The sequence below is a fragment of the Proteus hauseri ATCC 700826 genome (assembly GCF_001654965.1).
Lineage (GTDB): Bacteria > Pseudomonadota > Gammaproteobacteria > Enterobacterales > Enterobacteriaceae > Proteus > Proteus hauseri.
Window position 1 is genome coordinate 30,957 of record NZ_LXEV01000021.1, and the last position, 22,161, is coordinate 53,117.

General features: G+C 36.8%; 13 protein-coding genes. 10 read left to right on the plus strand and 3 right to left on the minus strand.

What is annotated here, in order from left to right:
- The first annotated feature begins 103 nt into the window (after nt 1-103).
- The 6 genes from M997_RS08020 to M997_RS08050 all read left to right on the plus strand — a co-directional run bounded on the left by M997_RS08020 (nt 104) and on the right by M997_RS08050 (nt 8,548).
- Nucleotides 104-1,591 (plus strand): amino acid permease, encoded by a 1,488-nt coding sequence (locus M997_RS08020; RefSeq protein ID WP_064719588.1) that lies wholly within the window; start codon nt 104-106, stop codon nt 1,589-1,591.
- Nucleotides 1,592-2,249: 658 nt separating this feature from the next.
- Nucleotides 2,250-3,257, plus strand: a complete 1,008-nt coding sequence (locus M997_RS08030) for a FecCD family ABC transporter permease (RefSeq protein ID WP_420874840.1) — start codon at nt 2,250-2,252, stop codon at nt 3,255-3,257.
- The gene (locus M997_RS08035) at nt 3,257-4,045 is read left to right on the plus strand and encodes an ABC transporter ATP-binding protein (RefSeq protein WP_064719591.1); all 789 of its coding nucleotides are present in this window, start codon (nt 3,257-3,259) and stop codon (nt 4,043-4,045) included. The genes M997_RS08030 and M997_RS08035 overlap by 1 nt, the downstream gene beginning before the upstream one ends.
- Before the next feature lie 155 nt (nt 4,046-4,200).
- A complete protein-coding gene (locus M997_RS08040; protein WP_064719592.1) occupies nt 4,201-6,180 on the plus strand; it encodes a ligand-gated channel protein in 1,980 nt (659 codons plus the stop codon).
- 789 nt (nt 6,181-6,969) lie between these two features.
- Nucleotides 6,970-7,179: a hypothetical protein gene (locus M997_RS17715; RefSeq protein WP_064719594.1), complete on the plus strand. Its 210-nt coding sequence runs from the start codon at nt 6,970-6,972 to the stop codon at nt 7,177-7,179.
- On the plus strand, nt 7,169-8,548 hold the full coding sequence (locus tag M997_RS08050; RefSeq protein WP_064719596.1) for an APC family permease: 1,380 nt from the start codon (nt 7,169-7,171) through the stop codon (nt 8,546-8,548). Before M997_RS17715 ends, M997_RS08050 begins: the two co-directional genes overlap by 11 nt.
- Before the next feature lie 956 nt (nt 8,549-9,504).
- Here the strand turns inward: M997_RS08050 and M997_RS08060 are convergent.
- Nucleotides 9,505-11,154: an alpha-keto acid decarboxylase family protein gene (locus tag M997_RS08060; RefSeq protein WP_064719600.1), complete on the minus strand. Its 1,650-nt coding sequence runs from the start codon at nt 11,152-11,154 to the stop codon at nt 9,505-9,507.
- Between the two features lie 147 nt (nt 11,155-11,301).
- On the opposite strand from M997_RS08060, the gene M997_RS08065 reads away from it, so the two are divergent.
- Both M997_RS08065 and dld read left to right on the plus strand, forming a co-directional pair.
- Entirely contained in the window at nt 11,302-12,186 is an 885-nt protein-coding gene (locus M997_RS08065) for a LysR family transcriptional regulator (RefSeq protein ID WP_064719804.1), read from the plus strand.
- A 267-nt stretch (nt 12,187-12,453) separates the two neighbouring features.
- Nucleotides 12,454-14,208, plus strand: a complete 1,755-nt coding sequence (gene dld, locus M997_RS08070; protein ID WP_064719601.1) for a D-lactate dehydrogenase — start codon at nt 12,454-12,456, stop codon at nt 14,206-14,208.
- Nucleotides 14,209-14,278: 70 nt separating this feature from the next.
- Here dld and sbcB read toward each other — a convergent pair whose 3' ends face one another.
- Nucleotides 14,279-15,709, minus strand: a complete 1,431-nt coding sequence (sbcB, locus tag M997_RS08075; RefSeq protein ID WP_064719603.1) for an exodeoxyribonuclease I — start codon at nt 15,707-15,709, stop codon at nt 14,279-14,281.
- Nucleotides 15,710-16,160: 451 nt separating this feature from the next.
- Between sbcB and M997_RS08080 the strand changes: the two genes are divergently transcribed.
- Together M997_RS08080 and tmaR are read left to right on the plus strand one after the other, a co-directional pair.
- The gene (locus tag M997_RS08080) at nt 16,161-17,423 is read left to right on the plus strand and encodes an MFS transporter (RefSeq protein ID WP_064719605.1); all 1,263 of its coding nucleotides are present in this window, start codon (nt 16,161-16,163) and stop codon (nt 17,421-17,423) included.
- 583 nt (nt 17,424-18,006) lie between these two features.
- On the plus strand, nt 18,007-18,345 hold the full coding sequence (gene tmaR / locus M997_RS08085; RefSeq protein ID WP_064719606.1) for a PTS system regulator TmaR: 339 nt from the start codon (nt 18,007-18,009) through the stop codon (nt 18,343-18,345).
- Between the two features lie 181 nt (nt 18,346-18,526).
- On the opposite strand, the gene rne is transcribed toward tmaR, so the two are convergent.
- The gene (gene rne, locus M997_RS08090) at nt 18,527-22,081 is read right to left on the minus strand and encodes a ribonuclease E (RefSeq protein ID WP_064719607.1); all 3,555 of its coding nucleotides are present in this window, start codon (nt 22,079-22,081) and stop codon (nt 18,527-18,529) included.
- Nucleotides 22,082-22,161 lie beyond the last annotated feature (80 nt).

A 22,161-nucleotide genomic window follows, 5' to 3' on the forward strand; every position in this document is an offset into this window, starting at 1 on the left:
CGCTCGATCATGAAGGTATCTTATAATCATGGCTCCTTACTATTCACGACTGGTAGATTTGCATACAATCCTCATAGGACAGTGAATAGAAAAGTGGAATGATATGTCAGAACAACAAAATGGTGCGGCCAATTCGGGCGCAGTACGTACTTTGCGTCGAGAGTTAAAGGCGCGACATTTAGCGATGATCGCTATTGGTGGTTCAATTGGTACAGGGCTTTTTGTCGCATCAGGTGCGACTGTTGCACAAGCTGGCCCTGGTGGAGCATTACTCTCCTATGCATTAATTGGGCTGATGGTTTATTTTTTGATGACGAGCCTTGGTGAATTGGCTGCATTTATGCCAGTTTCAGGTTCTTTTTCAACTTATGGTTCTAAATATGTTGAAGAAGGTTTTGGTTTCGCATTGGGATGGAACTATTGGTATAACTGGGCGGTAACAATTGCGGTTGACCTTGTTGCTGCGCAATTAGTGATGCTTTATTGGTTCCCTGACATCGATGGCTGGATCTGGAGCGCGCTTTTCCTTGGCGTTATCTTTCTGCTTAACTATATTTCGGTAAAAGGTTTTGGTGAAGCAGAATACTGGTTCTCGTTAATTAAAGTCACTACAGTCATCATCTTTATTATTGTCGGTATTGCGATGATAACCGGAATAATGAAGGGGGCAGAGAACGCGGGTTGGCACAATTGGGAAATTGGTGATGCACCTTTTGCTGGTGGATTTGCGGCGATGATTGGTGTGGCAATGATTGTTGGTTTCTCATTCCAAGGTACTGAGTTAATTGGTATCGCGGCGGGTGAATCTAAGGATCCGGCTAAAAACATTCCCAAAGCAGTGCGTAAAGTGTTTTGGCGTATCTTATTATTTTATATTTTTGCTATTTTAATTATTAGCTTAATCATTCCTTATACAGATCCTAACTTGCTGCGTAATGATGTTGGCGATATTAGTGTAAGTCCATTTACGTTAGTATTCCAAAATGCAGGATTACTTTCTGCTGCGGCAATTATGAATGCAGTTATTCTTACTGCGGTACTTTCTGCTGGTAACTCGGGAATGTACGCCTCAACGCGTATGTTATTTACCCTAGCAAGAGAAGGTAAAGCACCAAAATTCTTTGGTAAATTATCCAAAAATGGTGTGCCACGTAATGCGCTTTATGCCACAACTGTTGTTGCCGGATTATGTTTTTTAAGTTCAATGTATGGTAACCAAACTGTTTATCTATGGTTATTAAATACCTCAGGTATGACAGGCTTTATTGCATGGTTAGGTATTGCGATTAGTCATTACCGTTTCCGTAAAGGTTATGTATCTCAAGGTCGTGATTTAAATGACTTACCCTATCGCTCGGGCTTTTTCCCAATTGGGCCTATCTTTGCTTTTGTATTGTGTTTAATTATTACATTAGGGCAAAATTATCAGGCCTTTTTAGCGGATACCATTGATTGGTATGGTGCAATTGCAACCTATATTGGTATTCCATTATTCTTACTGATTTGGTTCTCTTATAAGATTGTGAAGAAAACACGCTTTATTCGTTATAGCGAAATGGAATTTCCAACACATATTGAGAATAAAAAGTAATCTAATTTAGTTTTATTAAATTAAGTTATAAAACGCCTGATTTGTGATTTAGATCACATAAAATCAGGCGTTTTTTTTATTTTTTAATCAACTAATTGCGCAAATCACATAAAAAATAGATTTAAATTAGTAATCGCATTGATAAGTATTCTTATTTGCTTTATTGTTAGCGAAGAATCTATTTACATAATTTATTCACATAATCATGTGATGATGGTGCTATTGGTTGTAGGCGAAATGTTTAATACAAATCAAGTAACGACAAACGCTATAAGAAATAATCCGATAAATAGTCAATCTATTTCTCTTGATATCGCGAGCCTGTGTTTTTTAACCACCGCTACAACTGCGTTCAATTTACAAATAACTCTTCGTCATATAATAATTTATACAGCAGATATAATTCACCGTATAATATTTTGGCGACTTAGTTTTTTGTTGAATGCATCATCTTGCATAAATAACGTTTTTTTTGCTCTTAAAAAACAATTAACGAGTTGTACGATAGCTTTTTGCTTTTTTAACCCGCAAGTAAAAGCTAAAAAACAGAACAAAAATAATAGGTACAACAAGTAATATGAGCCTTCTTTCAGAGCCGCTAACTGTTGAGGAGCGTGAAAAAAACGCTTCTGAATATGTCAAAGCGCACTATCGCCAAATGATGAATAAGCGTGTGTTATGGCTGGGTGTGATTGTTTTAATCATTTGTGGTTCTGTTGTTATCGACTTTACCATGGGGCCTTCAGGGCTATCGTTAGAAAAACTGCTAACAACACTGTTTCAGCCTAGTTTGGTTGATGCAGGTTCAAGAGTGATTGTGTGGGATATCCGTTTACCTTACGCCTTAATGGCGGTTGTGGTTGGTATGTCTCTTGGGTTAGCAGGTGCAGAAATGCAAACTATTTTAAATAACCCATTAGCGAGCCCATTTACGCTGGGGTTATCTAACGCAGCTTCATTTGGTGCTGCATTGGCTATCGTTTTAGGTATTGGTATTCCGGGTATTCCAGATCAATGGCTTATCTCTGCGAATGCATTTATTTTTGCTTTATTATCAGCGTTACTATTAGACGGTATTACACGTTGGACAAAAGTACCCACCTCTGGCGTAGTGTTGTTTGGTATCGCCATGGTATTTACTTTTAATGCACTGGTTTCAATGATGCAATTTATTGCCACAGAAGACACGTTACAAGGTTTAGTTTTTTGGACAATGGGCAGCTTAGCGCGAGCAACATGGATAAAACTAGGGGTAATGGCAGGGGCTTTTGCCATTATTATGACGATTTCATGGATGAGTTCATGGAAATTAACCGCATTGCGCTTAGGTGAAGATAGAGCGATTAGCTTTGGTATTGATGTTAAACGCTTAAGATTAGGCTCGCTGTTACGCATTAGTATTTTAACGGCGCTTGCGGTTGCATTTGTTGGGCCTATTGCGTTTATTGGCTTAGTTGCACCTCATATTGCTCGTATGATGTTTGGTGAAGATCATCGTTTTTATCTACCAGCAAGCGCATTAGTGGGGGCGTTAGTTTTATCTTTAGCCTCTATTGCGTCTAAAAACCTAATACCAGGTGTAATTATTCCTGTTGGCATTGTGACATCATTAGTGGGTGTACCATTTTTCCTCAGTATGATTTTACGTCATAGAGGAAATATATAATGATTGAAGGATTGCAAATACAAAACTTTAGCGCCGGTTACGCTAAACATATCATTATTAATTCGCTTAATGTTGCGCCATTACCAAAAGGTAAAGTCACGGTATTATTAGGGCCTAATGGCAGTGGGAAATCGACATTATTAAGAGCATTAGCAGGATTAAATAAATCATCAGGCACAGTAAGTTTAGATGGCAATAATCTTGGCACAATGAATTTTGCCGAACGGGCTCAAAACGTGGTTTATTTACCACAAACTTTACCTGCTGGTGTGCATTTACATGTATTAGAATCCATTATTGTTGCCCAACGCGCTTCTGGTGGATTACATAATGAGCATAGCGAAGCTGAAGTAATGAATTTATTACGTCAGTTAGGTATTGAACATTTAGCATTACGCTATTTAGATCAATTATCCGGTGGGCAAAAACAATTAGTCGGACTCGCTCAATCATTAATAAGGCAGCCTTCGTTATTGTTATTGGATGAGCCGTTAAGTGCGCTAGATCTTAATTATCAATATCACGTAATGGATTTAGTGGCAAAAGAAACACATCATCGAAATATTATTACGGTTGTCGTTGTCCACGATATAAATATCGCACTACGTCATGGTGAACATATATTAATGCTAAAACAAGGGCAATTAATTGCTCAGGGTAAACCTGGCGAAGTGATAACGCCAGAAAGCCTTGCTGATGTATATGGTGTTAAAGGCAGATTGGAATATTGTTCACAAGGAGTTCCTCAAATTATTATTGATGGATTAGTGAAGAAAATAGAGAAGTAAAAATAAAGCAGTAAATATAGGGAAGTAATAAATAGGGATATAAAAATAATATTAAAATAACCAAGGGTAATTAATTTTATTCCCCTTATTGTCGAGCAATTGTCGGTATATCCATCTATATAACTTACAGAATATATATTCTTGGAGAGTCGGGAATGGTAGTGTTAAATAAAAATAAAATCGCGCTGAGTGTTATTGCTGCAATTGCAACAAGTTTTGTAATGACTGCATCAGCAGAAAATACAGAAAGACTTCTTGTAACGACGGCTTCTGGTTTTAAACAAACCGTAGAAGATGCACCGGCATCGGTTTCTGTTGTGACACGTGAACAATTAGAAACTAAAGCTTATCGCGATGTTACTGATGCCCTAAAAGATGTACCGGGTGTATTAGTGACAGGCGGTGGTAGTAGCTCAGATATTAGTATTCGTGGTATGGATGCTAAATATACCATGATCTTAGTTGATGGTAAGCGTGTAGCATCGCGTGAAACGCGTCCTAATAGTGATAACGCAGGGATAGAGCAGGGGTGGTTACCGCCATTACCGGCTATCGAACGTATTGAAGTTGTACGTGGGCCAATGTCTTCTTTATATGGTTCTGATGCAATGGGCGGTGTTATCAATATTATCACTCGTAAAGCGCAGAAAGAGTGGAACTTTAGTTTACGTGCTGATACCACATTAACTGAACGTCAAAACTCAGGTAATACTGGGCAAGGTAGCTTCTATGCTGCGGGGCCACTAATTGAAAATCTTTTAGGCTTAAAAGTTCAAGGTCAATATTCACATCGTGGTGAAGATAAATTTGCTGATGGTTATAATCGCCAAATTACAGCAAGTGGTGGTGGTACATTAAGCTGGACACCAGATGAGAAAAATACGATAGATTTTGAATTTAAAAAGGATAATCAACATCGTGATGCTCGTTGGGATTATTCAGCTTCAGAGCGCTCTCGTAAATCTAAAAGCAGTTATTTTAGTAAATATGAGTTAACTCATTACGCATTAACCCATGATGGGATTTATGATTTTGGTACAACGAATACTTATATCCAACGTGATGAGAATAATAATCCAAGTCGCAAAATGGAATACAACGATACGACAATTCGTAATCAAACCGTATTCATGTTGGATACTCATACTTTAAGTGTTGGTGCTCAGTATCGCTTTGAAGAATTAAAAGATAGTAATAATCACTTAGATAACGGTAGTAAATTAGATCGTTATAGTTGGGCGTTATTTGCAGAAGACGAGTGGGCTATCACCAATGACTTCGCATTAACGGGTGGTTTACGTATGGATAAAGACGAAAAATACGGTACGCATTGGACACCACGAGTTTACGGTGTTTGGCATATGGCTGATGAATGGACGTTAAAAGGTGGTGTTTCTACAGGCTATCGTTCACCAGACCTACGTCAAGCGACCAAAACATGGGGACAAGCCACAGGCGGCTCTGGTGGTAATGCAGTCATTTATGGTAATCCAGATCTAAAACCAGAAAAATCAGTGACCGAAGAAATTGGCATTATTTGGGATAACCGTGATAACTTAACAGCCAGTGTTACGGTTTATAATACTGATTTTAAAGATAAAATAACTGAACGCCGTATTTGTGATGACAAAGGTACGTTACCTGTTTGTACCAAAGAGCAGGGATATGGACATCAATATGACTTTATTAGTACGCGTGAAAACGTAGATAAAGCCAATATGCGCGGTGTTGAAGTTACAGGTAACTGGACTATCACACCAGAATGGAATTTAGCGGCTAACTACACCTTTACTGATTCTGAACAAAAGAGTGGAAACTTTAGTGGTAAGCCATTGAATAAGCAGCCTCGTCATATGGCAAATGCAACCTTAAACTGGGAAACCACACCAGAAATGGCAACATGGGCACGTATTAATTTCCGTGGTAAAACATCGGATTATCTATCACGTACCAGCATGGCTTCAGGCACTCCATCCTATGCATTTGTTGATATTGGAACGAGCTACAGCTTAACCAAACAATTAAATGTCATTGGTGGTGTTTATAACGTATTAGATCGTCGTATTAATTATGAAAACTTTAATACAACATTAGAAGGTCGTCGTTATAACATTGGTCTAAACTATAACTTCTAATAGCGTACTTTTAAGATAGTATTTTTTAAATAGTAATATCCTCAGGTTGTGTCATTAAGGCTCCATTTTTATGGAGCCTTTTTTTGTTCTGAATTGATGAAAATTAATACTGGAAAACGTAATAAGAGATAACTATATTTAGTACAATTAAGCAGCAAACTTTTAGTTTTTTTATTGGTAAATAGTGCGGTTTCTACTTATTTATTTAACTATTTAGCATGTTTTTATTCTATTTTTCCTGAAAATTTTAAAATAGGTTATTAAAAAACAACAGATTTCTAAAAAATAATTATTTTTTGGAGAGTAAAATGATTAAATTTACAATTTAATAGCATTAATCTTATTAATGCATTTTAAATATCTCATTTAGATTGTTTTTTAATTTTTCTTATTATTTATTACGATCTATCCTTTATACATCAATTGGTTGTGGTTATATTTTTGAAATTGAGTTAATGATTTAGATATTCAAATTATCTTAATTTTTGTGATGAAAGGATTAATTATGTCAATAAAATGTAACATTAGATGTTGATTAAGTTTAATGTTTAAAAAGATCATAAAAAAAGGTGATTTTTTCATGAAAATCTATTGCTATTTCACTCTGAGGCGTGCAAAATGCGCCCACTAAAAATATGACTGATGCGTTTAAATTGCATCGGTTTTTTTTTGCATTTTTACTTATTACTACACCTAGAGGTCAGACTTTTTTTAGTCTGAATAGATAACATAATTTGATTAGCAGCCAGCCCCTTAGAGAAAGGGTTGTCATGATAGAGGAATGCTAATATGGTACAATTATTCTCTTTCGCAGTCGCGCCTAACGGCACCTGCGGTAATGATGACTACGGAGCATGGCGTCTCCAAAATACATTCACATCCTCAAAAAATTCTTTCTATTCTGTTTATAGGCAGATGCGAAGTCTTCCCAGTAACTGTCGGATGAGTTTATCTAAAACTCAGTCCGAAGTTATGGGAGGTTTCGCTCATGTCAGATAACGTCATCTCCTCTATCGGCACCAATCAAACTGGTGTTAATAACCGAGTTCAGTTACGCAAAACATTGACTCTTATGCAGGTAGTCATGATGGGGCTTGCTTTCTTACAGCCTATGACTATTTTCGATACCTTTGGTATTGTTTCTGGCATTACTAATGGTCATGTTGCGACATCTTATGCTATTGCATTAATTGCTATTTTATTTACAGCAGTAAGCTACGGAAAATTAGTTAAGCGTTTTCCTTCAGCGGGTTCGGCATATACTTATGCACAAAAATCCATGAGTCCATATGTTGGTTTTATGGTGGGTTGGTCTTCTTTATTAGACTATTTATTTATGCCAATGATTAACATCTTACTGGCAAAAATCTATTTGCAGGCAATATTCCCAGGCGTTGATCCGTGGATCTTTGTGTTTGTTTTAGTCGCATTAATGACGTTCTTTAACTTACGCGGTATTAACGTTGTTGCTAACTTAAATACCATTATTGTTATTGTACAAGTTGCAGTGATAGTGGTTTTTGTTGGGTTACTGATCCATGGCGTACATAACGGAGAAGGTGCAGGGGAGTTATGGACTATTCGCCCGTTTGCGTCAGTTGATGCTGAATTAATACCAATGATAACCGGGGCAACAATACTTTGTTTCTCATTCTTAGGTTTTGATGGTATTAGCACATTGTCAGAAGAGACTCCGAATGCAGGTAATGTTATTCCTAAAGCGATTTTCTTAACGGCGCTGATTGGTGGATTAATCTTTATCGTTGTATCTTATTTCTTACAACTTTATTTTCCTGATATTTCGCGTTTTGAAAAACCAGATGAATCACAACCAGAAATAATGTTGTATGTTGCTGGGGCTCTGTTCCAGTCCATTATTTTAGTGTTCTCATGCGTTACTGTACTGGCTTCAGGTATGGCGGCTCATGCAGGGGTTTCACGTTTACTTTATGTCATGGGGCGTGATGGTGTTTTCCCTGAAAAAACCTTTGGTTATGTTCATCCAAAATGGCGTACACCAGCATTTAACGTATTATTAGTCGGTTTCTTAGCGTTAGGCGCGGTATTCTTTGATTTAGTTACCGCAACGGCATTAATTAATTTTGGTGCGCTGGTTGCCTTTACGTTTGTGAATTTATCGGTTATTTCACAATTCTATATTCGTGAACGTCGTAATAAAGGCATTATGGACAATATTAACTTTTTAATATTACCAATTATTGGTGCTGCGACAGTAGGTGTTTTATGGATAAACCTTGAACCTGGTTCTATGGAATTAGGACTCATTTGGGGTGCTATAGGTTTACTCTATATGGTCTGGATCACTCGACGCTTCCGTCGTCCAATGCCACAAATGCCAGAGAAATAATCGTGAATTAAAAACGCGCAAATCAGAGATAAATGGCTTCAGAAATGAGGCCATTTTTTTATCTTCTATTTATTCCTTTATTTTCCCTTTTTTATAAATAACTCATTATTTATTATTTTTATTTGCCATAAGGGGGGACCGTGGTGAACCTCTGTTATTTAAATAAATTAATGACTAAATAAGGTTTTTAGTTAATAACGATATTCATAAATCGAGATCTTCTAATATTCTCGTGCAGATAATGGGCGTTGGGCTGTTAAAGCTAATGATGGAAGAGTACATCTAGTCGAACTTGATGGTGAGGTGGTCATATCATGCAAAAATAGTGGCAAAAATACCGCTCAACGTATCAGAGATGGAAGATGGAGTTGGCCTTGTAATGAAAAAACAAATGAGTTTAAAGAGACATTTTCTGATTATGCGAGGTGGTAGAATGGGTATTCTAAAAATAAATTATATATCGGAAGCGGATGTCACTTTATTTGACGTTCGTTTATCTGAATCAGAAATTGTAATTTATACAGATTGTTTAAACTATGTATGGCTCATTTATTTGATGAACAAATATACGAAAAAAAATCTAAGACAACAGTGTTGAAAGTGATATTTAACACACCATCGTACATGGCTTTATTAATGCCAGTCTGCATTAGCCCAAGGTAAAATGCTGCTGCTCAAGCTGCCGGTACGATGACAGGCAATTAAATTAAATAAAACACGATTAAAAAATTATAAAAATAAATGTTCATTAATATATTTCATATTAAAATTTAAAATAAATTATTTCTAATTTAAACAAACTATATTTATAATAAAGCTATAGTATTATAAATTTATTTATATTTCTTTGTGTTATTTTTTCATGTTAATAAAGCCCAGCTAAAAAATAATAAAACGATAGCTAGGCTTTATAGCCTAATAAATTTGATTTTTTAAGTGTTATTTAATTATTTACTTTAAAATGAATATAATGAATCTTTAGATTCTTTTAGCTTTTGTGCTAAATCAGAAGCTTCATATCTTCCTGTTACTATTTCAATATAAGATGCAGTATTTACAGATCCAGCTGTTTTCAGCGCGTTGTCTAACTGCCCAATGGTGGTTACTTTTTCGCAATACCAATCTTTAGCACCAAAGGCTTTAGGTAATTCATGATAATTCCATTGTGCTAGGTCGTTATAATAAGCTTCAGGATAATTACAAAGTAATCGCTCAATTAAATAGCCATCATTATTAAGTACTAAAATAATTGGCTTTAATCCGAAACGTGCAAATTGACTAATTTCTTGCACTGTTAATTGATGCGAGCCTTCACCTGTTATTAAAATGATACGGCGTTCTGGAACAGCTAATGCAGCACCAAATGCAGCGGGTGTTGCCCAACCAATAGATCCCCATAAAGTTTGATTATGAAACTGAGCGCCTTCTGGTAATAGTGCAAAGCCAAGCCCCATTGAAGAAGTGCCTGTTTCTGCAATAATAATATCATTAGGCTGAAAGAATTTTTCTAAACAAGGGTAAAGATACTGAGCAGTAATTTCACCTTTATCAGATAATACTGGTTCGCCAAGGCCTTCTACTTTTATCAGATTATAATCTTTATAAGGTAAGATTAATTCTAATCTTGATAATACATCTTCCATATAAATAGAGTCATAGATTGTAGAATCTATTTCAACATGTTCAGGCATGATGTTAATGAATTTTTCTGGAGCAATCTTTGCTGTGAAACTACCGGTATTAAAATCTGTCATCATTGCGCCTATACCAAGCACATATTCACTATTTTCTACAAATTCTCTGACTTTGGGAGTCATTAATTTTCCATCATACATACCAACATAATGTGGATTTGACTCGCTTAAAATACTTTTATCCATAAACATAGTCGCATAAGGCAAGCCTGTTTTATTAATAAAAGATTGGACTTTATCTGCAAAACCCAAACGTTTTGATAAAATACCAGGGAGTACACAAATATTATTGCTTTGTATAAGCTTTTCTTTAATTGCATCTACTGCTTTATCTAAGGTTTCTTTATTACTTTTCTGTTTTGTAAGAGATAGATTATCTCTATTTTCTTGTATAGGCATTAAAGCATAATCAGAAGGTAAACCAATATAAACAGGACGTCGTTCTTTTAATGCGCAAGTAATTAACCGTTCGGTTTCTGTGACACAATTTTCAGGCGTCATAATAGTGTGAGCACAAGCTAAACGCTGACCTAATTGATAAAAAACATCAAAATCACCATCGCCTAAAGTATGATGAACTAGGCGTTTACTTTTTTGTACACCGCTTGCAGGCATTCCCACTAGATGAAAAATAGGTAAGTTCTCTGCATAAGAGCCAGCAATAGCATTAATGGCACTTAATTCGCCCACACCAAATGTTGTTGATAATGCTGCCATTCCTTTAATGCGGGCATAACCATCAGCAGCATATGCAGCATTTAATTCATTACAATTTCCAATCCAACGCATTGAATTACCATTACATATTGCATCTTCTATGGGAAATGCATAATCTCCAGCGACACCAAAGATATCTCTTATTCCTAAGTCATATAATCGGCTTAGTAGGTGCTCTATAACGCTATTATTCATATAATCTCCAGATATTCCTAAACAATCGTCTACTATATATTAGTGAAGTTTCTATAATGTGCTTAAGTTTTATCGTGGATCCCTTTTTATAGGAAATGGTTTATTATCATTAAGGCTATAACAAAAAGTAATAGGGAAGTATTAATGATGGATATACGTGCATTGCGCTATTTTGTTGAGGTTGTTCAATTAAATGGTTTTAGCCGAGCAGCAGATTCTTTATTTGTTACACAACCCGAGATTAGTCGTAGTATTAAAAAATTAGAAGAGGAGCTTGGCGTTATTTTATTGGTAAGAGAAGTAAATGGAGTCAAATTAACCGATGATGGTGCTATCTTATTTGAGCATGCTAAACAAATAATTGCACAATTTAATAGTATGAATAAAGCATTACATGATAAGACAGGACCATTGACCGGAATATTAAATGTTGGATTACCTCCGGTTATAGCATCTACTTATTTTGCTGATATTATTATGGCATTTAGTTCTTCTCATCCACAGGTTGAACTTAAGATTTTTGAATTAGGTACAAAGCAGATGGCAGAAGCGATGCGAGAGGGAAGTGTTGAAACCGCGGCCGTTGTTTTACCTTTTAATGATAGTGCTTTTGAATTAACCATATTTTCTGAAGATTGTTTAATGTTATTAATGAGTGATAGTCACCCTTTAGTAATAAAAAAAGAAGTGCATTTTAAAGATCTTATTACTGAGCCTTTTGTCTTTTTTTCAGAAGATTATCGTATTAATGATTTAGTACATAGTGCATGTGGTATTTATAATGCAGAACCTATTATTGCTGGGCGAAGTAATCATTTGGATTTAATTATTGCTATGGTAAAAGCAGGCGTTGGGGTGACTTTATTACCAAGTAGTATGTGTAATAAAAGCTCATTAGAAAATTTGGTCGCGATCCCTGTTATTGAGCCAGTACTTTCTTATCAATTAGCATTAGCAAATAATAAAAACAGTTATCAAAGCCGTAGTTGCCAAGCATGGAATCAGTTAGCGATAGAAAAATTAACAATGTAATAAAGTATTAATAAGAAATTATAAAATAAGAATAGGTTAGATTTATTTTTTTACCCATATAGACCTCACTAAAATTTATGGTTATTTACCGCATAAAAAGAAATTTTTTAATAAAATAAAGATACAAATTTTCTAGGGCTTGCTTATCGTGGTGTAAAAATGGTTATATTGATGACAGGCTTATATTTCATCAGTTTTATCTTGAACAAAAATAGAGGCTGATAAAATAGAAGATTAATCAGACAAGACAGGAATAGGGCAGGGAATATGAATGAGAGTAACAGCTCCGCTAACCAACATTTTATTCGTAAGTTAGAAGGCATCGTCGGGAAAAAACAAGTACTAACACAAGCACATAAAACCGAGCGATATCGCAAAGGCTTTCGTTCAGGGCAGGGTAAGGCATTAGCTGTTGTATTTCCAAGTTCTTTACTAGAACAGTGGCGCGTATTTAAAGCCTGTGTTGAAGCCGATAAGATTATTATTATGCAAGCGGCAAATACTGGGTTAACAGAAGGTTCAACACCTAATGGTGATGATTATGACCGAGACATTGTTATTATCAGCACTTTGCGCCAAGATAAAATTCAAGTGCTCTCAGAACATAACCAAGTTATTGCTTTTCCTGGTAGTACATTATGGCATTTAGAGAAAGTCTTAAAGCCACTTGGCCGTGAGCCTCATTCCGTTATTGGTTCTTCTTGTATTGGTGCTTCTGTTATTGGTGGCATTTGTAATAACTCAGGTGGCGCTTTGGTTCGTCGTGGTCCTGCATATACTGAATTATCGCTTTATGCTCGTGTAAATGAAAAAGGTGAAGCTGAATTAGTTAATCATTTAGGAATAGATTTAGGTGAAACACCTGAAGAGATTTTAACTAATCTTGATAATCGCCATTATCATGCAAAACAAATTCATGCTACAGAAAAACTGGCTTCAGATCATGAATACCATGAGCGAGTGCGTGATGTTGATGCAGATACACCTTCTCGTTTTAATAACGATGAGCGACGCCTATATGATGCCGCAGGAAGCGCAGGAAAACTGTCTGTTTTTGCTGTGCGATTAGATACATTCCCAGCTGATCATCGTACTCAAGTATTCTATATTGGTACTAATAATCCTGATGAGTTAGAAGATATTCGTCGTCATATTTTGAGTAACTTTAAAACACTCCCTGTAGCCGGTGAGTATATGCACAGAAGTTATTATGAAATGGCAGAAGTTTATGGAAAAGACACTTTTCTTGTTATCGATAAATTAGGTACTGATAAAATGCCAACCCTTTTTGCAATTAAAGGGCGATTTGATGCTGTATTAAATAAAGTGCCATTTTTACCTAAAAATATGGTTGATAGAACAATGCAGTTAATGAGTAAATTATGGCCCTCGCATTTACCTGCACGAATGACTGATTTTCGCGATAAATATGAGCATCACTTGATGTTAAGAATGGCAGATGGTGGTATTGATGAGGCATCAACTTATTTAAAAGAATATTTTAAACAAGCTTCTGGCGATTATTTTGAATGCACAGAAGAAGAGGGAAATAAAGCCTTTTTACATCGCTTTGCTGCTGCCGGCGCTGCTGTTCGTTATCATGCGGTTCATGTCAATGAGGTAGAGGATGTTTTACCTTTAGATATTGCATTGCGTCGCAATGATAGAGAGTGGTTTGAAAAATTACCACCAGAAATAGAGAGTAAATTATTGTTTAAACTCTATTGCGGACATTTTATGTGTCATGTTATGCATCAAGATTATATTATTAAAAAAGGTGTTGATGCCAAGGCACTAAAAGCCCAAATGCTAGAATTATTGGATAAACGTGGTGCTGAATATCCCGCAGAGCATAACGTAGGACATATGTATCATGCTAAACCACAATTAAAGGCGTTTTATCAGCATAATGATCCAACCAATAGTATGAATCCGGGAATTGGTAAAACATCAAAATTAAAATATTGGGGTGGTGAGTGTGGTTGTGAGCAAACTCACGCTGATAACGAAATAGAAAAATAATTTAATTTATTTGATAGTCTGAATAACTGAAAAGGCAGGATTACTCTGCCTTTTTCAGTTATTAAATTGGTTAACTTGCAATTTCTTGTGCATATAAATAAAGCGCATGAAGTTGTTTTAATTTCTCTTCATTATCACTATGTTCTTCAGCTAATAACTGAATAGTGTTGAAATAGTCAGTTAATTTTTCAGGTGTTAACATCTCTTTTCTATGTGCTAACCAGCGTTGTTGTTCATTATAATTTAATGTTGAAGGATAATTTCTTGCACGATAACGGAAAAATAGCGGTTCCATTCTTGCATCTTCAAATGTTAAATCTAAAGCAGGTAAATTTTGAGGTGGTGTTGTACGAATAATATCCATTGCACTGCGATCATTATCACTAAAAAAACCATTATATAACTGCGAATCAACATTATCAGAAACCGCAAATGGTGTTTGTTCAGTAAATATCTCAACAACTTTATTGCGTATTTCTGGATGAGAGAATAATAGCGCCTGATTCTTTAAACATTGATCAACGTCTAAACCAATTCTATCTGCATCTTGCGTTCGCAGCGTATTTTGCGGCGCGACGATAGGGCATTTATTTATATGCAGTAATTTTATTGGTACTGGTGGTTCGTCAGTAGATAATTCTTTTCGAGGTGTATATAAACGCTCGCGTAATTGATCTGATGATAAAGTTAATAACGGTGATATATCCGCAGATAAATCGCAAACAATAACAGCATTACGATTATCGGAATGCCAAGCAAGAGGGGCTACCAGACTTAAATTAGAACGAGCCGCACCAAACATGCCTGATACATGAACAATTGGCGTCATGGCTGGAATATCAATTAAAGCTTGTACTTTACGTTTATCTCGTAGGTTGAAAAAGTAATCAAACATACGAGGTTGTGCTTGTTTTAATTTTTTTGCCATAGCAATAGTGGCATAAACATCAGACATTGCGTCATGGGCATTTTCATGGGAAATACCATTTGCTTTAGTTAATAGCTCTAATCTAAAACTTGGAAATCCGTCATCGTTTTCAGGCCAAATAATACCTTCAGGGCGTAATGCATAACAAGCACGTAAAACATCAAGTAAATCCCAACGTGAATTACCTTTTTGCCAGCTATAAGCATAAGGATCGTAAAAATTACGATAGAGAATATTACGAGTAACTTCGTCATCAAAACGCAGATTGTTGTAACCCATAATACAGCTATTAGGTTGGCTAAATGCTTGATGAATTTGGCGTGTAAATTCGGCTTCGTTTACCCCATTTTTTAGTGCTATTTGAGGCGTTATCCCCGTTATCATTACGGCCTCTGGTTGAGGAAGATAATCATCATTAGGTTGGCAATAAATAACGAGAGGATCTTCGATAATATTAAAGTTCATATCGGTTCTTACACCCGCAAATTGAGCTGGGCGATCCATTGCAGGGTGCTTACCAAAAGTTTCGTAATCGTGAATATAGAATGTGGGCGTTTTCGCTGAGTTAGACAAGGTTTCCTACCGTAATTTTATCTGCTTAACACATCATTTTGCATGATGCATAAAGTGTTGAATTAGTTTTAATTGATTTTTTTGCTGGCATATTTAGCCTAACCAAATGATTTTTAGTACATCATTAAGTATAAATGTATGGCTTACTGGCAACGTCAATTTAATATCTTGTCATGGTAAACCATATTCAAAGAAACATGAAATGCCTTGATAGTGTAAGAGAGCGGTTTAAGAAAAATTTCAATAAATAAAGTGGGAGAGATATGATGTTAATCTGTACGTTTAAATACATCATTGTATCGCGTATGATAAAAGTAGATCTAACGCACATTACCTAAATTGTTAACGTTAACTTTTGTGTCTTATATCACATAATGCCAACGATTTTGTTTGTTACCCTCAAAGTTAACGTTAACATTTGATAATGAAATAATTCTATAAGGGCTTAACCATGAACAAAGACGCTAAGAAATACTATGCCATTTTAAGTGCATTGCTATTTTTCTTCTTTTTTACGTGGTCTTCATCATTTTCATTAGTCTCTATCTGGTTAAACCAATATGTTGGATTAAGAGCAACAGATACTGGTTTAATATTCTCTGCAATTTCTCTTATCGCCTTATGTGCTCAACCTCTGTATGGCTTTATTCAGGATAAGTTAGGATTAAGAAAAAATTTATTATTAGTTATTGCGGTATTGCTGATCCTTTCTGGGCCATTTTTCCTTGGGTTTGCCTCTATATTACGTTGGAATATTTTTGTTGGCTCAATTTTAGGTGGTTTATATATAGGTATGACTTTTAATGCGGGGATAGGCGTATTAGAGTCATATACAGAGCGTGTAAGTCGCATTCGTGGTTTTGAGTATGGCAGAGCAAGAATGTGGGGATCTTTAGGTTGGGCCTCTGCAACATTTATTGCAGGTCATAATATTAATATCGATCCTAATTACAATTTTGTAATGGCTTCTATTTCCGGTGTGGTTTTTTTAATTCTTTTAACATTATTAAAAACAGGAAAATCAGACGCATTTAATCAATTAGAACATGGAAAGACCTCGGCAATCACAGTAAAAGATGCGCTAAATTTACTTTCATTGCCACGCTTTTGGGCACTGATATTATTTGTGATTGGTACTTGTGTCTATGGCGTTTATGATCAGCAGTTTCCTGTTTTCTTTTCATCGCAGTTTGCAACCTTACAACAAGGTAATGAGATGTACGGGTATCTGAATTCATTACAGGTATTCTTAGAAGCAGGCGGCATGTTTATTGCTCCATTTGTAGTCAATAAAATTGGTGCAAAAAACGGTTTATTACTTGCAAGTAGTGTTATGGCGGCGCGTATTATTGGTTCAGGGGTAGTCGAAGGACCCGTAATGATTTCATGTATGAAATTACTACATGCAGTTGAGTTACCTATTTTATTAATTTCAATCTTTAAATATAACAGCCAACACTTTGATAAACGTTTATCTTCAACACTTTATTTAGTTGGTTTCCAATGTGTTAGTTCTATTGTTGCAACCTTATTATCCCCATTAGCGGGTTATGGATATGACCATTATGGCTTTGCACCAACTTATATGGTGATGGGATGCATTGTAATTGGTACAACGTTAATGTCCGCTATTTGTTTACGTGCGGATGATAAGACATTACCGGGTGAAACAGCAAAAAAAGAGTTATCATCAAATAAAGCTCAGCCAGTTTAATTAGTATTGTATTTTCTGTTTGAATTTATGCTTGTTCGTTTTCTACGGTTAGCGCATTCTGATAGTAAATGAAATGAAATGAACAGCATCACCCTGTGAGCAATCTGCTAGCAGGGTGTTTTTTTAAGCGTCATTATGAGTAACACCAATCAAAATAATAAAAGAAGAAGCCAACTTAATGATAAATTTTTATTAAAAGCAATGTAACGCTTGGTAAGCAGTAGCCATTCAAACAAGGTGCATCCGACCTTCTATTTTATCAATATTTTCTTTTTGAAATACCAGTCTGAGTCTGATCTCTCAATAGCTGAATTGCTTTATAAAATTGGTATTGAAAAACGGTGGCGTGCGATAGATTTTTTGTGATGATCCTCTGGTGTATTTTTTATTGTGTGAGATAAAGGCATAGGCAGTTTACGGGGTTAATATTATTGACTATATTTAAATGATACCATTGAGCTAATTAGCTGTTTATTAAATGAAATCAATTAATATTGTAAACTTTACTTGTTTATTGACACGATTAAGCGATAATCTTAAACAGAACTATTTATCTTAAATATCAATTGTAAAGGTGCAGGAAATGGATAACGCAAGCAAGCCGTCTTTCCAAAACGTACTGGAGTTTGTGCGTATGTTTCGTCGTAAAAACAAAATCCGTCGTGAGATCACTGACAATGAGAAGAAGATCCGTGATAACCAAAAACGTGTTCTTTTATTAGACAACTTAAGTGAATATATTAAACCAGGTATGTCGATAGAGGATGTGCTAGGTATTATTGCTAATATGCGTAGCGACTATGAAGATCGCGTAGATGACTATATCATCAAAAATGCAGACTTATCCAAAGAACGTCGTGAATTGTCTAAGCAATTAAAAGCGATGGGTGAAATGAAAAATATCCCTAGTATAAAAGACTAATTATATTAGACAGTAAACTTAAGGCCTCTGAATATTCAGGGGCTTTTTTTATGGTATTTATTAATATAAAACGGTTTGATTTTTAAAAGATATATCTTGCAGATATTCTGATTGTGAAATAAAAGAACCCGCGATTAAGCGGGTTCTTTATTAGTCGTAATTCAATAAAATATTTTATTTATTACTCTTCGTTTTTACTTTCTGCTTTAGCCATTGCAGAAGAAGCGTGGTTGGTTGCACTATGTCCACCCGCACCACTACGGCCTTGCTTTTCAAAAGCAGGGCGCGCTTCCCAAGCTTTAACCTCAATTGCTACCGCAGTTTCATTAGAGGCAGCCGCTTTTGTCATTGGCGAGCTTGCATGTAATTGACGCACCAATTGGAGATTGTGCAGAATTTCTACATTAGCAACAGGTGTCACTGGTGCAGCTCCTGCCTTTTCTTCACATTGGTTTTGCTCAGTCACTACTTCATTATGTTCAGTCGTCGTAGGTTCAACTACATTGTTCACAATGGCTTCAGTAACAGGCTCAACAACTGTTTCTACTGCATCTTCAGTGGTTGTGTCTGTGATAGTTTCAACCATCGGCTGAACATCAGCATTATTATCTGTAATAGCGGGTTGGCTTTCTTCACGTTGTGTTACTTCAGTTTCTTTTGCATGTTCAACAGCAGGTTCTTCAGTTTCTGAAGTTTCGGCTTGCTGTGATGCTTCATGCATATAAGCTTCAGTCGTATTTAAGACCGCAGAAATGTTTTCTTTACGAGTAACACTTTCTTGGGTATTAATTTCATCAACAACAGTATTGATAATTGCTGTTGTTTCTGATTTCTCTTCAATACGCGGTTGCGCTTCAACAGCAATAATTTCAGCAACAGCGTCTGTTGCTGGCGCCGTTTCTTGGCTTACTGTGATCGCAAGTGTTGCCTGTGTTTGCTTCGATTGTGCAATTTCAGTCACAATGGAATCAGTTGCTTCTGGTGTGATCGCGATAACAGGTGGCTCAGCATGAGAAACAAAGTTATTTGTTGCATTATTATCAACAAATTGCTCATCACTGATTGGCGTTACAGGATAACGGATCCACACTTTACCAGATGCTAATTCTGGTGATGCAACAGCCATTGTTAACGGAACAGGTGATGAGGTCAGTGTGCGTTCATCACGATAACGACGGCGACGTTGTCCACTAACACGCAAATGACGAGGAGAACGACGAGAGCGACGCGGCATCACATTATCTTGTTGTGTATTGTTGTCGTCTTGTTTCTCTTCATCTTGCTGTTTTGCTGTATCTAATGATGCTTTTGGTGCTTGTGCATCATTGTTGTCTGCTTTACTAGTTGCTATCGCTTTAGGTGATTGCTCTTTCTCAGCAGTCACTGTTTTTGGCGTACTTTGAACAACAGGTGCTTCAGAAATTGCTTTATCTACCACAGGAACTGGTGATGCGGCAACAACAGGAAGCGCAGTGGTACTCTCGGCATCGGTAACACGAATAGATTGAGTTAATTGACGACGAGTACGGCGTTGCATTACAGGACGTCGTACTTCCTCTTTTTTCTCTGCATCATCTTTATTTGCAGCGATTTCATCACTTGTTTCTGTTTGTGCTGCTTGCGCTTTAGCTGCTTCTTGTTGCTGTTGGCGTTTTTCTTCTTGGCGACGACGTTGCTCTGCACGTTGTTCTCGGCGTTGCTGACGGCGCGCTTCGCGTTCTGCAATCTCTTGTTCACTCATCGCTTCAGTTGAAGTATTTGGTGTTTTTTGATTGCGGTTTTTACGGTTTTCTTCGTTATTTGCATTAGTTGCGTTATCGCGATTGCGTTCGTTATCACGATTACGCTCATTATCGCGAGTACGGTCGTTATCACGATCTCGACGATTGTTATTATTGCGACGATTATTGTTATTACGACGTTCACGACGGTTGTCGTTATTATTCTCTCTTTTGTTTTCTTGTGGTTTTTCAGGCTCAACAACAGGCTCTGGTTTGCTAGCAAACAAGTTAGAGAAGAATTTCGTAATACACGCGAAGAAACCTGAGTCTTCGGTTTTTTCTGATTCAGCCGATTTTGCTGGCGCAGAAGGTGCTTTGGTCTTACTAACAACTTCTGTTGTGCTTTCTGGTTGCAAAGCAAATGCAGAAATAGCAGGTTGCTCGGGTGTTTTACGCTCAACCACGACTTCATCTTCAGCTTCACTTAACTGGCTTTCATGGAATGAAGCCAAGTTATAACTAAGAGAAGTGATTTCTTCACCTTTGCGCACACGAATAACAGAGAAATGTGGCGTTTGCATTTGGTCGTTTGGAACAATAACCACTTTTACATTTGATTGACGTAGTTCAATATCTGTTACTGCTTTACGTTTTTCGTTAAGCAAGTAAGAGGCAATTTGAACTGGCACTATCGCATGAACTTCATGGGTATTTTCTTTTAGCGCTTCTTCTTCAATTAGACGAAGTACTGAAAGTGAGAGTGATTCATTATCACGAATAGTTCCTGTGCCTAAGCAACGAGGGCAAACGTGGTGGCTAGATTCACCTAATGAAGGACTTAAGCGCTGACGAGACATCTCTAACAGGCCAAAGCGAGAGATTCGACCAATTTGAATACGAGCGCGATCTTGACGAACGGCTTCACGCATTCTGTTTTCAACTTCACGCTGATGACGAACCGGAGTCATATCGATAAAGTCGATAACGATTAATCCGCCAAGGTCACGTAAACGTAATTGGCGTGCAATTTCATCTGCTGCTTCTAAGTTGGTATTAAACGCTGTCTCTTCGATGTCACCACCGCGAGTTGAACGCGATGAGTTAATATCGATAGCAGTTAATGCCTCGGTGGTATCAATAACTAATGCACCACCAGAAGGTAAGCGTACTTCACGCTGAAATGCAGATTCGATTTGTGATTCGATTTGATAATGACTAAACAGCGGAACCGCGCCGGTGTAATGGCGAATTTTGCTAGCAAAATCACCCCGACCAATCGCTTCGATATGGCTACGAGCCATTTCCACTACTTTTGCGTTATCAATTAAGATCTCACCAATATCTGGACGTAGATAATCGCGGAATGCGCGAACGATTACGTTACTTTCTTGGTGAATGAGGAAAGGTGCAGGACGGTTCTCTGCAGCCTTCTTGATAGCATCCCAATGTCTCAAACGATAGCTTAAGTCTTGTTGTAGCGCTTCTGCTGATTTTCCGACACCAGCAGTACGAACAATAAGACCCATTCCATCTGGAATTTCAAGACTTGATAACGCTTCTTTCAGCTCAGTACGGTCTTCTCCTTCGATACGACGAGAAATACCACCTGCACGTGGGTTATTTGGCATTAATACTAAATAACTACCTGCAAGGCTGATAAACGTGGTTAATGCTGCCCCTTTGTTGCCGCGCTCTTCTTTATCCACTTGTACAATAACTTCTTGGCCTTCTTTTAAGACATCTTTGATGTTAGGACGACCATGAGAGTGATAATTACTAGGAAAATATTCGCGGGCAATTTCTTTGATAGGAAGGAAACCATGACGCTCCGCACCATAATCAACGAAAGCGGCTTCTAAGCTGGGTTCAATTCGAGTGATTTTACCTTTATAGATGTTAGCTTTCTTTTGTTCATGACCGGGGCTTTCGATATCCAGATCGTACAAGCGTTGCCCATCCACAAGGGCAACACGCAACTCTTCCTGTTGAGTCGCGTTAATTAGCATTCTTTTCATATTGTGACTTACTCGTTATTTTCACGTTTTATAATCTGCCACTAACATACGTAATTACACTACTGATAACCGATGACCTC

What these genes read in the sequence shown, in the direction of transcription:
- M997_RS08020 (WP_064719588.1), top strand. Translation starts at nt 104, where the DNA reads ATGTCAGAACAACAAAATGGTGCGGCCAATTCGGGCGCAGTACGTACT.
- M997_RS08030 (WP_420874840.1), top strand. Translation starts at nt 2,250, where the DNA reads ATGATGAATAAGCGTGTGTTATGGCTGGGTGTGATTGTTTTAATCATT.
- M997_RS08035 (WP_064719591.1), top strand. Translation starts at nt 3,257, where the DNA reads ATGATTGAAGGATTGCAAATACAAAACTTTAGCGCCGGTTACGCTAAA.
- M997_RS08040 (WP_064719592.1), top strand. Translation starts at nt 4,201, where the DNA reads ATGGTAGTGTTAAATAAAAATAAAATCGCGCTGAGTGTTATTGCTGCA.
- M997_RS17715 (WP_064719594.1), top strand. Translation starts at nt 6,970, where the DNA reads ATGGTACAATTATTCTCTTTCGCAGTCGCGCCTAACGGCACCTGCGGT.
- M997_RS08050 (WP_064719596.1), top strand. Translation starts at nt 7,169, where the DNA reads ATGTCAGATAACGTCATCTCCTCTATCGGCACCAATCAAACTGGTGTT.
- M997_RS08060 (WP_064719600.1), bottom strand. Translation starts at nt 11,154, where the DNA reads ATGAATAATAGCGTTATAGAGCACCTACTAAGCCGATTATATGACTTA.
- M997_RS08065 (WP_064719804.1), top strand. Translation starts at nt 11,302, where the DNA reads ATGGATATACGTGCATTGCGCTATTTTGTTGAGGTTGTTCAATTAAAT.
- dld (WP_064719601.1), top strand. Translation starts at nt 12,454, where the DNA reads ATGAATGAGAGTAACAGCTCCGCTAACCAACATTTTATTCGTAAGTTA.
- M997_RS08080 (WP_064719605.1), top strand. Translation starts at nt 16,161, where the DNA reads ATGAACAAAGACGCTAAGAAATACTATGCCATTTTAAGTGCATTGCTA.
- tmaR (WP_064719606.1), top strand. Translation starts at nt 18,007, where the DNA reads ATGGATAACGCAAGCAAGCCGTCTTTCCAAAACGTACTGGAGTTTGTG.
- rne (WP_064719607.1), bottom strand. Translation starts at nt 22,081, where the DNA reads ATGAAAAGAATGCTAATTAACGCGACTCAACAGGAAGAGTTGCGTGTT.